12 protein-coding genes are annotated in these 12980 nt (G+C 69.8%); 3 read left to right on the top strand and 9 right to left on the bottom strand.

Annotation, left to right across the window (positions count from 1 at the left end; translation table 11 throughout):
• Positions 1-8: 8 nt before the first annotated feature.
• Both sdhA and ABZ342_RS21235 read left to right on the top strand, forming a co-directional pair.
• Entirely contained in the window at positions 9-1763 is a 1755-nt protein-coding gene (sdhA, locus tag ABZ342_RS21230) for a succinate dehydrogenase flavoprotein subunit (RefSeq protein ID WP_360475524.1), read from the top strand.
• Complete coding sequence (locus ABZ342_RS21235; protein WP_360475527.1) at positions 1763-2533, top strand: succinate dehydrogenase iron-sulfur subunit; 771 nt, start codon at positions 1763-1765, stop codon at positions 2531-2533. The genes sdhA and ABZ342_RS21235 overlap by 1 nt, the downstream gene beginning before the upstream one ends.
• 515 nt (positions 2534-3048) lie before the next feature.
• Here ABZ342_RS21235 and ABZ342_RS21240 read toward each other — a convergent pair.
• Both ABZ342_RS21240 and ABZ342_RS21245 read right to left on the bottom strand, forming a co-directional pair.
• Positions 3049-4443 carry a S8 family serine peptidase gene (locus ABZ342_RS21240; RefSeq protein WP_360475530.1) on the bottom strand — a complete coding sequence of 465 codons (1395 nt, stop codon included), beginning with the start codon at positions 4441-4443 and terminating at the stop codon, positions 3049-3051.
• Between the two features lie 63 nt (positions 4444-4506).
• Positions 4507-4743, bottom strand: coding sequence for an SCO4848 family membrane protein (locus ABZ342_RS21245; RefSeq protein ID WP_155549003.1), 237 nt, complete (start codon positions 4741-4743; stop codon positions 4507-4509).
• Positions 4744-4786: 43 nt separating this feature from the next.
• On the opposite strand from ABZ342_RS21245, the gene ABZ342_RS21250 reads away from it, so the two are divergent.
• Positions 4787-6031 carry a D-alanyl-D-alanine carboxypeptidase family protein gene (locus ABZ342_RS21250; protein ID WP_360475533.1) on the top strand — a complete coding sequence of 415 codons (1245 nt, stop codon included), beginning with the start codon at positions 4787-4789 and terminating at the stop codon, positions 6029-6031.
• Here ABZ342_RS21250 and ABZ342_RS21255 read toward each other — a convergent pair.
• From ABZ342_RS21255 to ABZ342_RS21285, 7 genes are all read right to left on the bottom strand, one after another.
• Entirely contained in the window at positions 6028-6474 is a 447-nt protein-coding gene (locus ABZ342_RS21255) for a helix-turn-helix domain-containing protein (protein ID WP_155549001.1), read from the bottom strand. The two genes, ABZ342_RS21250 and ABZ342_RS21255, sit on opposite strands and share 4 nt — an antisense overlap.
• Entirely contained in the window at positions 6471-7475 is a 1005-nt protein-coding gene (locus ABZ342_RS21260; protein WP_155549000.1) for an NADP-dependent oxidoreductase, read from the bottom strand. The genes ABZ342_RS21255 and ABZ342_RS21260 overlap by 4 nt, the downstream gene beginning before the upstream one ends.
• Before the next feature lie 8 nt (positions 7476-7483).
• Complete coding sequence (locus tag ABZ342_RS21265; RefSeq protein WP_360475537.1) at positions 7484-8590, bottom strand: acyl-CoA dehydrogenase family protein; 1107 nt, start codon at positions 8588-8590, stop codon at positions 7484-7486.
• A gap of 56 nt (positions 8591-8646) precedes the next feature.
• Entirely contained in the window at positions 8647-9657 is a 1011-nt protein-coding gene (gene yhjD, locus ABZ342_RS21270) for an inner membrane protein YhjD (RefSeq protein WP_360475540.1), read from the bottom strand.
• A 398-nt stretch (positions 9658-10055) separates the two neighbouring features.
• The gene (locus tag ABZ342_RS21275; protein WP_360475543.1) at positions 10056-10559 is read right to left on the bottom strand and encodes an AAA family ATPase; all 504 of its coding nucleotides are present in this window, start codon (positions 10557-10559) and stop codon (positions 10056-10058) included.
• A gap of 3 nt (positions 10560-10562) precedes the next feature.
• Complete coding sequence (gene trpS, locus ABZ342_RS21280) at positions 10563-11597, bottom strand: tryptophan--tRNA ligase (RefSeq protein WP_360475546.1); 1035 nt, start codon at positions 11595-11597, stop codon at positions 10563-10565.
• A gap of 598 nt (positions 11598-12195) precedes the next feature.
• Positions 12196-12546: a hypothetical protein gene (locus ABZ342_RS21285; RefSeq protein ID WP_360475549.1), complete on the bottom strand. Its 351-nt coding sequence runs from the start codon at positions 12544-12546 to the stop codon at positions 12196-12198.
• Between the last annotated feature and the right edge of the window lie 434 nt (positions 12547-12980).

Here is a 12980-nt window from a genome sequence, read left to right on the forward strand (position 1 = left end):
TTCCTGCCATGCAGTTCCACAAGTACGACGTGGTGATCGTCGGCGCCGGCGGCGCCGGGATGCGCGCGGCCATCGAGTCCGGCCAGCGGGCCCGCACCGCGGTCCTCACCAAGCTCTACCCGACCCGGTCCCACACCGGCGCGGCCCAGGGCGGCATGTGCGCCGCGCTGGCGAACGTCGAAGAGGACAACTGGGAGTGGCACACCTTCGACACGATCAAGGGCGGCGACTACCTGGTCGACCAGGACGCCGCCGAGATCATGGCGAAGGAGGCCATCGACGCGGTCCTCGACCTCGAGAAGATGGGCCTGCCGTTCAACCGCACGCCCGAGGGCAAGATCGACCAGCGCCGCTTCGGCGGGCACACGCGTGACCACGGCAAGGCCGCGGTCCGCCGCGCCTGCTACGCCGCGGACCGCACCGGCCACATGATCCTCCAGACGCTGTACCAAAACTGCGTCAAGTACGGCACCGAGTTCTTCAACGAGTTCTACGTGCTCGACCTCGTCACCACCCCGGACGAGAACGGCAACCCGGTCGCCTCCGGCGTCGTCGCCTACGAGCTGGCCACCGGCGAGCTGCACGTCTTCCAGGCGAAGTCGATCGTGATGGCCACCGGCGGCGCGGGCAAGATCTTCAAGACGACGTCGAACGCGCACACCCTCACCGGTGACGGCCTCGGCATCATCTTCCGCAAGGGCCTGCCGCTGGAGGACATGGAGTTCTTCCAGTTCCACCCGACCGGCCTCGCGGGGCTGGGCATCCTGATCTCGGAAGCCGTCCGCGGCGAGGGCGGGATCCTGCGCAACGCGTCCGGCGAGCGGTTCATGGAGCGCTACGCCCCCACCATCAAGGACCTCGCCCCGCGCGACATCGTGGCGCGCTCGATGGTGCAGGAAGTGCTGCAGGGCCGGGGTTGCGGGCCGAACAAGGACTACGTCGTCCTGGACGTCACGCACATCCCCGAGGAGACGCTGAACGCGAAGCTCCCGGACATCATGGAGTTCTCCCGGACCTACCTGGGCGTCGACCCGGTCAAGGAGCCGGTGCCGGTGTTCCCGACCTGTCACTACGTGATGGGCGGCATCCCGACCAACATCCACGGCGAGGCGTTGCGGGACAACGAGAACGTCATCCCGGGTCTCTACGCGGCGGGCGAGGTCGCGTGCGTGTCCGTGCACGGCTCGAACCGCCTGGGCACGAACTCGCTGCTGGACATCAACGTGTTCGGCCGCCGCGCCGGCATCGCGGCCGCGGAGTACGCGCTGGCGCACGAGCACGTCGAGCTGCCGGCGGAGCCCACCAAGCTGGTGGAAGAGCAGCTGGCGGGCCTGCTGTCGGAGCACGGCGACGAGCGCGTCGCCGACATCCGCAAGGAAATGCAGCAGACGATGGACTCGCACGCGTCGGTGTACCGGACCGAGGACACGCTGAAGCAGGCGCTGACCGACGTCCAGGCGCTGAAGGCGCGTTACCAGCGGATCACCGTGGCGGACAAGGGCAAGCGGTACAACACCGACCTGCTCGAGGCCGTCGAGCTGGGCTTCCTGCTGGAGCTGGCCGAGGTGCTGGTCGTGGGCGCGATCGCCCGCAAGGAGTCCCGCGGCGGCCACGCGCGCGAGGACTACCCGACCCGCGACGACACGAACTTCATGCGCCACACCATGGCCTACAAGCAGGGCGCCGAGCTGACCTCGGACATCCGCCTGGACTACAAGCCCGTGACCTTCACCCGCTATGAGCCGATGGAGCGGAAGTACTGATGACTGCTATTGCTGAAGCTCCTTCGGCTTCTGCTTCCGATGAGCACACGCCGATCACGGTCACGCTGAAGATCCTCCGGTTCAACCCGGAGGTGGATTCGGAGCCGCACTGGGAGTCCTACGAGGTCCCGGCGCAGCGCACCGACCGCCTGCTCAACCTGCTGTTCTACGTCAAGGACTACATCGACGGCACGTTCTCGTTCCGCCGCTCGTGCGCCCACGGCGTGTGTGGTTCGGACGCGATGCAGATCAACGGCATCAACCGCCTGGCGTGCAAGGTCCTGATGAAGGACCTGCTGTCCCCGAACGGCAAGCCGACGACGATCACGATCGCCCCGATCAAGGGCCTGACGACGTTGAAGGACCTGTACGTCGACATGGACCCGTTCTTCGAGGCGTACCGGGCGATCAAGCCGTACCTGATCAACTACAGCCCCGAGCCCACCCGCGAGCGTCTCCAGTCCCAGGCGGACCGCGACCGGTTCGACGACACGACGAAGTGCATCCTGTGCGCCTGCTGCACGTCCTCGTGCCCGGTGTACTGGAACGACGGCTCGTACTTCGGCCCGGCGGCGATCGTGAACGCCCACCGGTTCATCTTCGACTCCCGTGACGAGGGAGCGGAGGAGCGCCTGGACATCCTCAACGATGGTGAGGGTGTGTGGCGTTGCCGGACGACGTTCAACTGCACGGACGCGTGTCCGCGCGGGATCCAGGTGACCAAGGCGATCCAGGAAGTGAAGCGCGCACTGTTGTTCAAGCGCGTCTGACGCTCTCCACAACATCGAAAGGCCCCCGCTCAAGCGAGCGGGGGCCTTTCGCAAACCGGCAGCCGGCAGCGAAGGCCGACCACGAGGTCACCAGACCTCCCCCGCCCCTCATCCCAGCCGCTCTTCAGCCGACGGTCGGGTTTGTCAAGGCACGCTTTCCCGCCTTGACAAACCCGAGCGGCGGCTGAGAATCCCACCGGAGGGGCGGGGGAGGTCGGACCCGCTTTGCCGCGGCAGGGTCAAGTCACGGCAGAGCTGAGCCTGGGTCAAAAGCAAAAGCATGTCCTCGCCGGACCGGCAGGCTCCGGGATGACCACCGTCTCGCTGCCATCTCACTTCTCTGAGGTGGGCCGCTGGGTGGTCATCCCGTCGCCTGATTGAGGCCTATCACTTTGAGCCGGGCCCGCAAGCTTGCGTTGCTGTCCTGCGTTGCGCTGTGGGTTGCGGGCCCGGCTCAAAGTGATTTCACGGCCTCAGGCGACGGGATGACCACGCAGCTCCTTTATCGGGTGTCGCTAGCGGACCGCGTCCAGGGCGTTGACCAGGCCGTGGCCGTAGTACGAGTTGTTCTTCGCCGGCCCTGTGCACTCCGTCTCCGCCGACGCGCACTTCACCGGGTCCGCCTCGCCCGTCAGGACCTTCGCCAGCAGCTGTGGCGGCAACCCTCGGAAACGAGACGCGATCAGCGCCGCAACCCCCGCCGCGTGTGGCGAGGCCATCGACGTGCCGCACTTCGAGCCGTACAGGCCGCCGAACACCGTTGTTGACAGCGGGCAGGACGGGCCCGCCTCCGGCGGGATCGGCGCGAAGTCCCCACCCGGAGCCGTGACATCGATCGACCCGTAGTTGCTGAACGACGACTTCGTCCCCGCATACCCCACCGAAGACACCGTCACCACGCCGTCGATCGCCTTCGGGAGGATTCCGCACGACGAGTCCACCGGGTGCGGGCGGTTCGGGTCCGTCGTCTGCGCCGTCGTGTCGAAGCCCGAGTTGCCCGCCGCCGACACGTTCAGGACTCCGTGGCGCGTCGAGTACTGGATCGCGCGCCGGACCGCCTCGTAGGCTGCCGCGTCGCCCGGCTCCTTCGAGCAGAAGAACATGCCCGGGTCGATGTAGTAGCTGTTGTTCGTCACCGGGAAGCCGTGCTCGGCCGCCCACACGAAACCGCACACCGCCGACTCCGGGAAGATGTAGCCGTCGTCGTTGACCACCTTCACCGAAGCCAGCTTTACCCCCGGTGCGATGCCCGTGAAGCCCGCTGCCGGGTCCTTGCCCGCGATCGTGCCCGCCACGTGCGTCCCGTGGTCGGACGTCGTCGGGGCCCAGGACGCCGGCGAAGTGTCCGCAGCCCCCGTGATGCAGCCCGCCGACTCCGAAGGCGAGACCGCTGCCTTGAGCGCGGGGTGCGTCGCGTCGATGCCCGAGTCCAGGACGCCGACCGTCACCGAACGGCTGCCCTGGTACTTCTTGTTCGCCTCGGGCGCGTGGATCGCCTTCATGTCCCACTGCTGCGCCGACAGGTCACCGGCCGCGGCAACAGAACGCGTGTCCTCCAGCGTCCGGACCGCGCCCAGCGAAGAGCGGGCCGCCCCAGCCGCAGAAGCCACGTCCTTCCCGCCCGAATACGCCCGGTAGACGCCGATCTTCTGCTGGAAGTCCGCGTTGCGCGAGCTGGCGATCGCGACGCCGATCTCGCCGTAGTACGCCACCTTCGTGCCGCACTTGGCCGCCAGCTCCTTGTCGACCGCCGAAGCGCGCGTGCCCGGCTGGTAGGTCACGACGTACGTGTACGGCGTGCTCGTCGTGTCGCAGGCGGCCGGCGCGGCCTCCGCGGCCGGGGCCGCCGCGAACAGGCCGCCCCCGACGGCCAGCACGAGCGGGGCCGCCATTCGGCGTAAACGGGACATTCCACCTCCAGAGTCAGTGGCGTCAACCTAAACCGGCCCCGGGGACCGCGCCACCGACCAAAGTCAGGAGGCGACCCGGGACGCGCGGAACGCGCGCCAGCCCAGCACGCCGATGATCGTCCCGAGCACGAACGACACGACCGTCAGCACCGCGTGCACCACGAAGTACGCGGTCGGCGAGCCGTCGGGGGTCCACGACTGGTCGCTGGCCCACAGGTTCTTGGCGAAGGTGATCCAGATGATCCACGACCACACGCCGAAGGCCAGCAGGAACAGCGAGGTGCCTCGGGAAATCCGCATGCCCCTGAGTATGCGACGCGCGCCTCGGCGCTAGATTGCGTGGGTGCACTCCGCTGTCTTCCGGTCGCTCAAGGTCTTCACGACGACGCTCGCCGCCGCCCTCCTGGCCCTGAGCACCCCGGTCCTCGCGGCCGCGGCGCCGCAGCAGGGCCAGTGCGCGAACCGCCAGGCTCCGCCGGCCCCCGTCGACACGTCGGAGCGGCCCGCCCCCGGCCAGCAGGTCCCGGCCGCGCTGGCCGTGCCCGCCGTCCCGGTCGGCGGCCCGCGGATGGCCGAGTGCGGCCTGGTCACCCCGGACGGCGCGCTCAACCCGCCGGACGGCAACACCGCGGCGTCGTGGGTGGTGCAGGACCTCGACACCGGCGCGATCGTCGCGGCGAAGGACCCGCACGCCCGGGAGCGGCCGGCGTCGCTGATCAAGACGCTGCTCGCGCTCGTCGTGGTCACCCAGCTGAACCCGCAGCAGGTGCTCGTCGCGACGAAGGAGGACGCCGAGCAGGAGTGCACCTGCGTCGGCCTCGTCGCCGGCGGCCAGTACACCGTCGACCAGCTGCTCCACGGCCTGCTGATGCACTCGGGCAACGACGTCGCGCACGCCTTCGCCACGGCGCTCGGCGGGGTCGACGCCGCGGTGACCAAGATGAACGCGCTGGCGGCCCGCATCGGCGCGCACGACACGCGCGCCGCGACGCCGTCGGGGCTCGACGGGCCGGGCATGTCGACCTCGGCCTACGACCTGAGCCTGATCTTCCACTACGCGATGAAGCAGCCGGAGTTCGCGAAGGTCGTCTCGACGAAGAACTTCGAGATCCCGGCGACCGGCGGCAAGCCGGCCATCCCGATCTACAACGACAACAAGCTGCTCGGCGTCTACCCCGGCTTCCTCGGCGGCAAGACCGGCTTCACCGACGACGCCCGCCACACCTACGTCGGCGCGGCGCAGCAGAAGGGCAAGCGGCTCGCGGTCGTCATGCTGCGCGCCGAGCAGAAGCCGACGAAGGTCGTCGACCAGGCGGCGAAGCTGCTCGACTACGGCTTCGCGCTGGAGGCCGACCGCGCGGTGCCGGTCGGCCGGATCGACTACCAGTCCCCGGTCGCCACGCCCGACGGCAGTGACCCGTCTTCGGTCGCCGACGGCGGCACCGGCAACAGCGGGACGTCTTCGGCCGCGTCCGCCGCCAAGGAGGACCCGTTCGGCGTCACCGGCTGGATCATCACGCTGGTGGTGTTCCTGATCATCGTCGGCGGGTTCGTCGTCGGGCGCCGGCGCAACAAGGCCGCCAACTAGCGGAACCCGGGGCCGGGTTCCGGGGTCACCTTGTCGGTGGTGACCGCGCCACCGCAGTGTCCACACGCGACATACGTCTCCGAAATCTCGCCGCAGTCCTTGTGCCGCAACAGGATCGGCGGGCCTTCCGGACCGGCCAGGTGCTTGTCGCCCCACTGCATCAGCGTGACGACGGCGCCGAAGAGGTCCCGCCCGGCCTGCGTGAGGTGGTATTCGGGACGATCCGGCACGTCTTCGACGCGCGTCAGCACGCCCGCCTCGACGAGCGTCTTGAGCCGGGCGGACAACGTCGGGCGCGGGATCGACAGGTTGCGCGCGAACTCGCCGTAGCGGCGCACGCCGAAGAACGCCTCGCGCAGGATGAGCAGGCTCCACCGCTCGCCGACCAGGTCGAGCGCCCGCCCGACCGAGTCCGCCGTGAAGCGGTGCGTCAGGTCGGTCACAGCGCCAGCACCAGCTTGCCGGTGTTCTCGCCGCGGAACAGCTTGAGCAGCGTCTCCGGGAACTTCGCGATCCCGCCTTCGACGACGTCTTCACGCGACTTCAGCTTGCCCTCGCCCAGCCAGCCGGCCAGCGCGGCGATCGCCTCCGGGTAGCGCTCGGCGTAGTCGGAGAAGACGAACCCGGTCATCGACGCGCGCCGCACCAGCAGCTGCATGTAGTTGGCCGGGCCGCGCGGGCCTTCGGTGCTGTTGTACTGGGAAACCGCGCCGCTGAGCACGATCCGGGCGCCGCGCGCGAGCCGGGCCAGCGCCGCCTCGAGGACGTCGCCGCCGACGTTGTCGAAGAAGACGTCGATGCCGTCGGGCGCGTGCTCCTTGAGGTCGGCGCGGACGTTCCCGGCGCGGTGGTCGACGGCGGCGTCGAAGCCGTACTCCTCGACCAGCATCCGGCACTTTCCGGGCCCGCCCGCGATGCCGACGACGCGGCAGCCGTGGATCTTGGCGAGCTGGCCCACCACGATCCCGACGGACCCGGCCGCGGCCGAGACGGCGACCGTCTGGCCCGGCTCGGGCCGGCCGACGTCGAACAGCCCGAAGTAAGCGGTGATCCCGCTGATCCCGAGCGCGCCGAGGAACGTCGGCGCCGGCGCGAGCGACGTGTCGACGATCGTGACGCCCTTGCCGTCCGAGACGGCGAAGTCCTGGACGCCGAAGGTCCCGAACACGCTCTGCCCGGCGCGGAAGCCCGGGTGGCGTGACTCGACGACCTCGGCGATCCCGGCCGCGCGCATGACTTCGCCGATGCCGACCGGCGGGACGTAGGACCGGCCGGCGTTCATCCACGTGCGCATCGCGGGGTCGAGCGACAGGTACCGGACCTTGACCAGGAACTCGCCGTCGCCGGGCGCCGGAACGGCTTCCTCGGTGTACTGCCAGTCGGTGTCCTTCGGCAGCCCGGCGGCCGGACGGGCGGCGAGGCGGTACTGGGCGTTGACGGGCACGGGACTCCTCAGAGCTGTTCGGTGCGGGCGGGGACGCCCAGCAGCAGCTTGCCGGACAGCTCGAAGCTGGCCGGGTTGACCTGGAAGTGGGCGGTCGCCGTGTGCGCGTCGCGGAAGCGGCGCTGCAACGGCGAAGTTTCGTAGATCGCCGCCCCGCCGCCCAGGTCGTACATGCTTTCGGCGACCTTCGCGGCGGTGCGCGTGACGTGGGTGGCGGCCAGGCGCAGGCCCAGCTTGAGCGCGTCCGGTACCGGTTCCGTGCCCTGCGCGGCCTGCCAGGCGTCGTCGATGCTGGTGTAGAAGAGCAGCCGCGCCGCACGCAGGGCGGCTTCGGCCTCCGCGACGGCGGCCTGGGTCTGCGACCGCTCGGCGAGCGACCGGCTGGAGCCGAGAGGTTTGCGCGTCGAGGCGAGGGCGACGAGGTCGTCGATCGCGCCGCGTGCGTTGCCCAGCGCGGCCGCCGCGACCGACAGCGCGAAGAAGCCGAAGAGCGGGAAGCGGTGCAGTGCAACGGCTTCCGCGGGTGGCCCGCCCATCACCGAGAAGACGCGGTGCTCGGGGACGAACAGCTCGTCGGCCACGCAGTCGTGGCTGCCGGTGCCGCGCAGGCCGTTCGTGTGCCAGGTGTCCAGCACTTCGATCTCGGCCTTGGGCAACGCGGCGACGTACAGCTCCTTTTCGTGCACGAACCCGGCGAACAACCAGTCGCAGTGCGGGATGCCGCTGCAGAACGGCCAGCGCCCGGAGACGGTGTAGCCACCGTCGGTCTTGCGGCCGGTGCCGCGCGGGGCCCAGACACCGGCGGCGACCGTCTTCGGGTCCCCGAAGACCTCTTCGGCACACTTCGCCGGGGCGTAGGCGGAGAGCAGGCTGCTCGTCACGGCGATCGAGACGCACCAGCCGGCCGAAGCGTCACCGCGCGCGACCGTCTCCGCGGTTTCGAGGCTGAGCGCGGGCGGCGCTTCCGGGCCGCCCAGGTAGCCGGGGACGCCGCTGCGCAGGAGCTGGGCGTCGGTCAGCTTGGCGACGAGCTCCGCGGGCAACGCGCGGCGCTGCTCGGTGACCGGCGCGAGCGTCTGGGCGAGGGCGGCACACTCGCGGGCGGCGTCCAGCATGAAACCTCCGGTTCAGATTTCTTACCGGTTCAGTTTCTTTACCGCGGGTCTCACTGTCAAGGCTTGCGGCGGCCACCCAGCCACGCGAGCAGGGCCCCGGCGCTGAACGCCCCCGCGACGGCGCCGAGCCCCGGCCCGCGCTGCACGGTGACGGCCTGTTCGAGCCGCACCGGCGGCGGGGGCTGGACGACCTCGCGCTGGTTCTCCTTCGCTGTCGCGGTCCACGCCGTGATAAGCAGGAGGAAGCGCGAGACGAGGTTCGCGAAGACGAGCAGCCCGATGACCGGCCCGAACAGCGCGGCCGACGGCGACTTCGTGACGCTGGCCAGGTAGATCGAGCCGACCTGCTGCAGGATGACGAACCCGACGGCGGCCACCACGGCACCCTTGACGGCACTGCGCAGCGCGACCTGTTCGCGCGGGAGCCGCGCGATCACCCAGAGGAAGACGAGGGTGTTGGCGATCAGCCCGAGCACGATCGTCGCCACGCGGAGCAGGTAGATCGCCCAGGTCTGGTCGGCGAGCCCGACGAGTTCGAGCAGGAACTGCCCGACCCCGCCTCCGACAGCGGTCAGCGCAAAGGAAACGATGAGCGCGACCCCGAGTCCGATCAGCGCGACGAGGTCCTTGAGCGTCTGCTTCACGACCGGCTGCGGCTGCTTTTCCTGGCCCCACTGCGCGGTGAGCGCGTCCCGGAGGTTCGACATCCAGCCGATGCCGGAGTAGAGGGCGATGAGCAGGCCGAAGATCCCGATCCCGCCCCCGGAGTCGAGCGCGCCCTTGACGATGCCGTTGACCAGCTCTTGGAGACCTTCCGGCACGGAGCCGTTGATGCCGTCGGTGATCTTCTTGATGATCGCCTGGTCGTGGTTGACGACCAGGCCGACCACGGCGAAGGCGACCATGAACAGCGGGAAGACGGACAGGACGCTGAAGTAGGTGATGGCGGCGGCGTAGTGGTTGCCGTACCGCTCGGTGAAGGCCTCGTTGGCCCGGATCAGGTGATCGAGCCACGGGTACTTCCGCCGCAGCCGCGGCAGGAGCTTTTCCTTCTCTTCGTTCGCCACTGTGAAACGCTAACCACGCCAGGTGACTCCCGCAACGCGAGCGGTCTCCGTGAGGGATGCGAGCGTTTCCGGGAGGGGCCTTCGCGGCCAGAGCTGACACCGTCCGGCTCGGCGACCGCGGCGCGGCCTCTGGTTGTCCACAGTCCTCGGCAGTTGTGGACAAGCCGCTGGTCCGGCACCGCGCAAGCCCGAATCGTCGGTGGGCGCCGATAGACTGGACGTGGGCACGCCCCCCAGGGAAGGGCGGGGGCCGCTTCAGGGTCGGCGGCGGCCCCAAGTCCACAAGAACCTGGGTCCCGCAACCTCGTGGCCCGCGGTCAGGGGTGGCCCGCGGTCAGGTGTAGCCCCCGGTCAGGTGTGACCCGCGGTCAGGTGCGTGCGCGCCGCCTGTTCTTCGCTTACGTGAGGGAGGCGAGCAGCGCCGGATAGGCGTCCTCTTCGCGCAGGACCACGGCCCGCGGGCGCGTCGCCGCGTACCGGGTCACTCGGTCGTACGCCGCCACCAGGTCTTTGTCCGTCAGTGGCTCCGCCGTCTCGATCTCCGGCGAACTGCGCCCGGCGAAGCGCCGCCGGGTCTCCGCGAGGCCGGGCAGAAGCACGATCTCGTGGAAGCTCGCGCCGGTCTCCGCGGCCAATTCTTCGAGCCGCTCGGCGAAGCCCGGCCGGGCCAGCAGCTGCGGCACCACGACGTCGTGACCCGCGGTCAGGTGCGTGCGCGCCGCCGCCAGCGCGATCTCCCGCGCCAGCAGGCCCGCCTCGCCCGGCGACGACCGCCACCCGCCGACCATCGCGCGGACGCGATCCACGTCCAGGGCGAGCGCCGGCGGGTGGGCGTCGGCGTAGTGCCGGGCGAGCGTCGATTTGCCGCTGCCCGGCGGGCCGTTCACCAGGATCAGCTTCACGCGTCAGCGGACGGGCGGCAGGAAACCGATCCGCTGGTACGTCTTGGCCAGCGTCTTCGACGCCACGTCGCGGGCGCGCTCCGCACCCGCCGCGAGGACCTTGTCCAGCTCCGCGACATCGTCCAAATAGGACTTGGCGCGCTCCTGGATCGGGGTCACCCACTCGACGAACACCTCGCCGACGTCCTTCTTCAGGTCGCCGTAGCCCTTGCCCTCGTACGCCGCTTCGAGGTCGGCGATCGACCGGTCGGTCAGGGCCGAGTAGATCGTCAGCAGGTTCGACACGCCCGCCTTGTTCTCGGTGTCGAACTTCACCTCGCGGCCCGTGTCGGTGACCGCCGAGCGGATCTTCTTGGCCGAGCGCTTCGGGTCCTCGAGCAGCTCCACGATCCCGTTGGCGCTGGAGGCCGACTTGCTCATCTTGGCCGTCGGGTCCTGGAGGTCGTAGATCTTCGCCGTGTCCTTGATGATGTACGGCTCGGGCACGACGAACGTCTTGCCCAGCCGGTTGTTGAAGCGCTGCGCGAGGTCGCGCGTCAGCTCCAGGTGCTGGCGCTGGTCCTCGCCGACCGGGACCGCGTCGGCCTGGTAGAGCAAGATGTCCGCGGCCTGCAGGATCGGGTACGTGAACAGGCCGACGCTGGAGCGGTCGGAGCCCTGCTTCGCGGACTTGTCCTTGAACTGCGTCATCCGGCCGGCCTCGCCGAACCCGGTCTGGCACTCCATGACCCAGCTCAGCTGGGCGTGCTCCGGGACGTGGCTCTGCACGAACAGGGCACTGCGCCGCGGGTCGATGCCGATCGCGAGCAGCTGGGCGGCCGAGACGCGGGTGCGCTGCCGCAGCACCTTCGGGTCCTGCTCGACGGTGATGGCGTGCAGGTCGACGACGCAGTAGAACGGCTCGTGGGTGTCCTGCAGCCGCACCCACTGGCGCAGCGCGCCGAGGTAGTTGCCGAGGTGGAACGAGTCGGCGGTGGGCTGGATCCCGGACAGGACCCGCGGGCGGCGGTCAGCTGCGACGGTCTGCTCTTCGGACACGTGAGGATTCTTCCAGGCCGGACCGCGCGGCGGGTGCCGAGGGGGCCCAAGCTGGGGATTCTTCCAACCTGCGACGCGCGCGAGGTATCGGCGGCAAGACGCGTGATCGGAGGGCCGACACGCGTGATCAGGCGGTCGACACGCGTGATTGGTGGGTCAACTCGCGTGATTGGGGAGTCGACACGCGTACCCGGGGGTCGACTCGCGTGCCCAAACGGACGACACGCGTACTTGAACGGACGACACGCGTACCTGGGCGGACGACACGGTGTGGCCCGCAGCTGGTCGGGCAGGTGCGCGCCGGTTTAGCCAGGCGGGTGGCTGGTTGGGGCAGGCACGGCGAGTTGGTCAGGCGGGCGCCGGGTCCGGGGGCAGGCGCGCCGGTTTGGCCAGGCGGGCGGCTGGTTGGGGCAGGCACGGCAAGTTGGTCAGGCGAGCGCCGGGTGGAGCAAGCGCGCCGGGGTTGGGCAGGCGCGGCGAGTTGGTCAGGCGGGCGCCGGGTGGAGCAAGCGCGCCGGGCTGGCCGGGCGCGGCGAGTTGGTCAGGCGGGCGCCGGGTGGAGCAAGCGCGGCGGGCTGGCCAGGCGCGGTGCGTGGGGTCAGGCGTGCGGGCGCTGGGTGAGGAACGGGCGGGTCGGCGTGGCGTCGGGCTCGCCGAGGACGGCTTCGGCCATCGCCGTGACCGGGCCGGGTGCTTCGGGGACGGCCGGAGCGGCCTCGGCGATGCGGGTCTTGCGGCGCTGGCGCAGCACACCCAGCGTCATGCCGACGATGCCGAGCGCGACCGCGACCAGCCCGACCGGGCCGAGCACGCCGAAGCTCTCCGCGTTGGTCTCCGCCTGCGCCGTCACGACGTCGGCGAACGCGTTCCCGCCGCCGGCCACGAGCAGCGCGACCGGGACGAGCGCGACCACGGCGACCGCGCGGGATCCGCGCAGGGTGGACCGCATCAGGCTTTGACCTGGGTTGCGCACCGGAGTGCCTCCCGCGAGTGACGAGCGAAACGCTCACCCATACGAGTGAGGCGCTGCATGCTGCTGGTCAAAAAACTACCGAGTGTGTCAAGACCCGGAGGCGCTGACCGGCTTGGCGGCCGAGACTAGCGCCCAACCGAAAACACGAGCCGGGCACCCCCAGGGTTCACGCCGCCACCCGAGTGGGCGTTGCGCAAGACGGAACGCTCCTACACAAAGTAGAGAATGACCGATCCTTGTCCGATCGCTCGTCACCCGTTCATCGCAATTCGGGCTCACCCTCTGCCGTTCGCCGCAGTCACACTGCTCCGATCGCGCACTCTTATTCGGAAAACTTTTAACACGATCGAGATTGGTCTATACCTCTTGGAGTAACCCATTCGGCTCGGTCGGACCGCGCACGACCGGCG

The organism is Amycolatopsis sp. NPDC005961, from assembly GCF_040629235.1.
Taxonomy (GTDB): domain Bacteria; phylum Actinomycetota; class Actinomycetes; order Mycobacteriales; family Pseudonocardiaceae; genus Amycolatopsis; species Amycolatopsis camponoti.

Coding starts and splice junctions, on each gene's coding strand:
- sdhA (WP_360475524.1), top strand. CDS start 9: ATGCAGTTCCACAAGTACGACGTGGTGATCGTCGGCGCCGGCGGCGCC.
- ABZ342_RS21235 (WP_360475527.1), top strand. CDS start 1,763: ATGACTGCTATTGCTGAAGCTCCTTCGGCTTCTGCTTCCGATGAGCAC.
- ABZ342_RS21240 (WP_360475530.1), bottom strand. CDS start 4,443: ATGTCCCGTTTACGCCGAATGGCGGCCCCGCTCGTGCTGGCCGTCGGG.
- ABZ342_RS21245 (WP_155549003.1), bottom strand. CDS start 4,743: ATGCGGATTTCCCGAGGCACCTCGCTGTTCCTGCTGGCCTTCGGCGTG.
- ABZ342_RS21265 (WP_360475537.1), bottom strand. CDS start 8,590: ATGCTGGACGCCGCCCGCGAGTGTGCCGCCCTCGCCCAGACGCTCGCG.
- ABZ342_RS21285 (WP_360475549.1), bottom strand. CDS start 12,546: ATGCGGTCCACCCTGCGCGGATCCCGCGCGGTCGCCGTGGTCGCGCTC.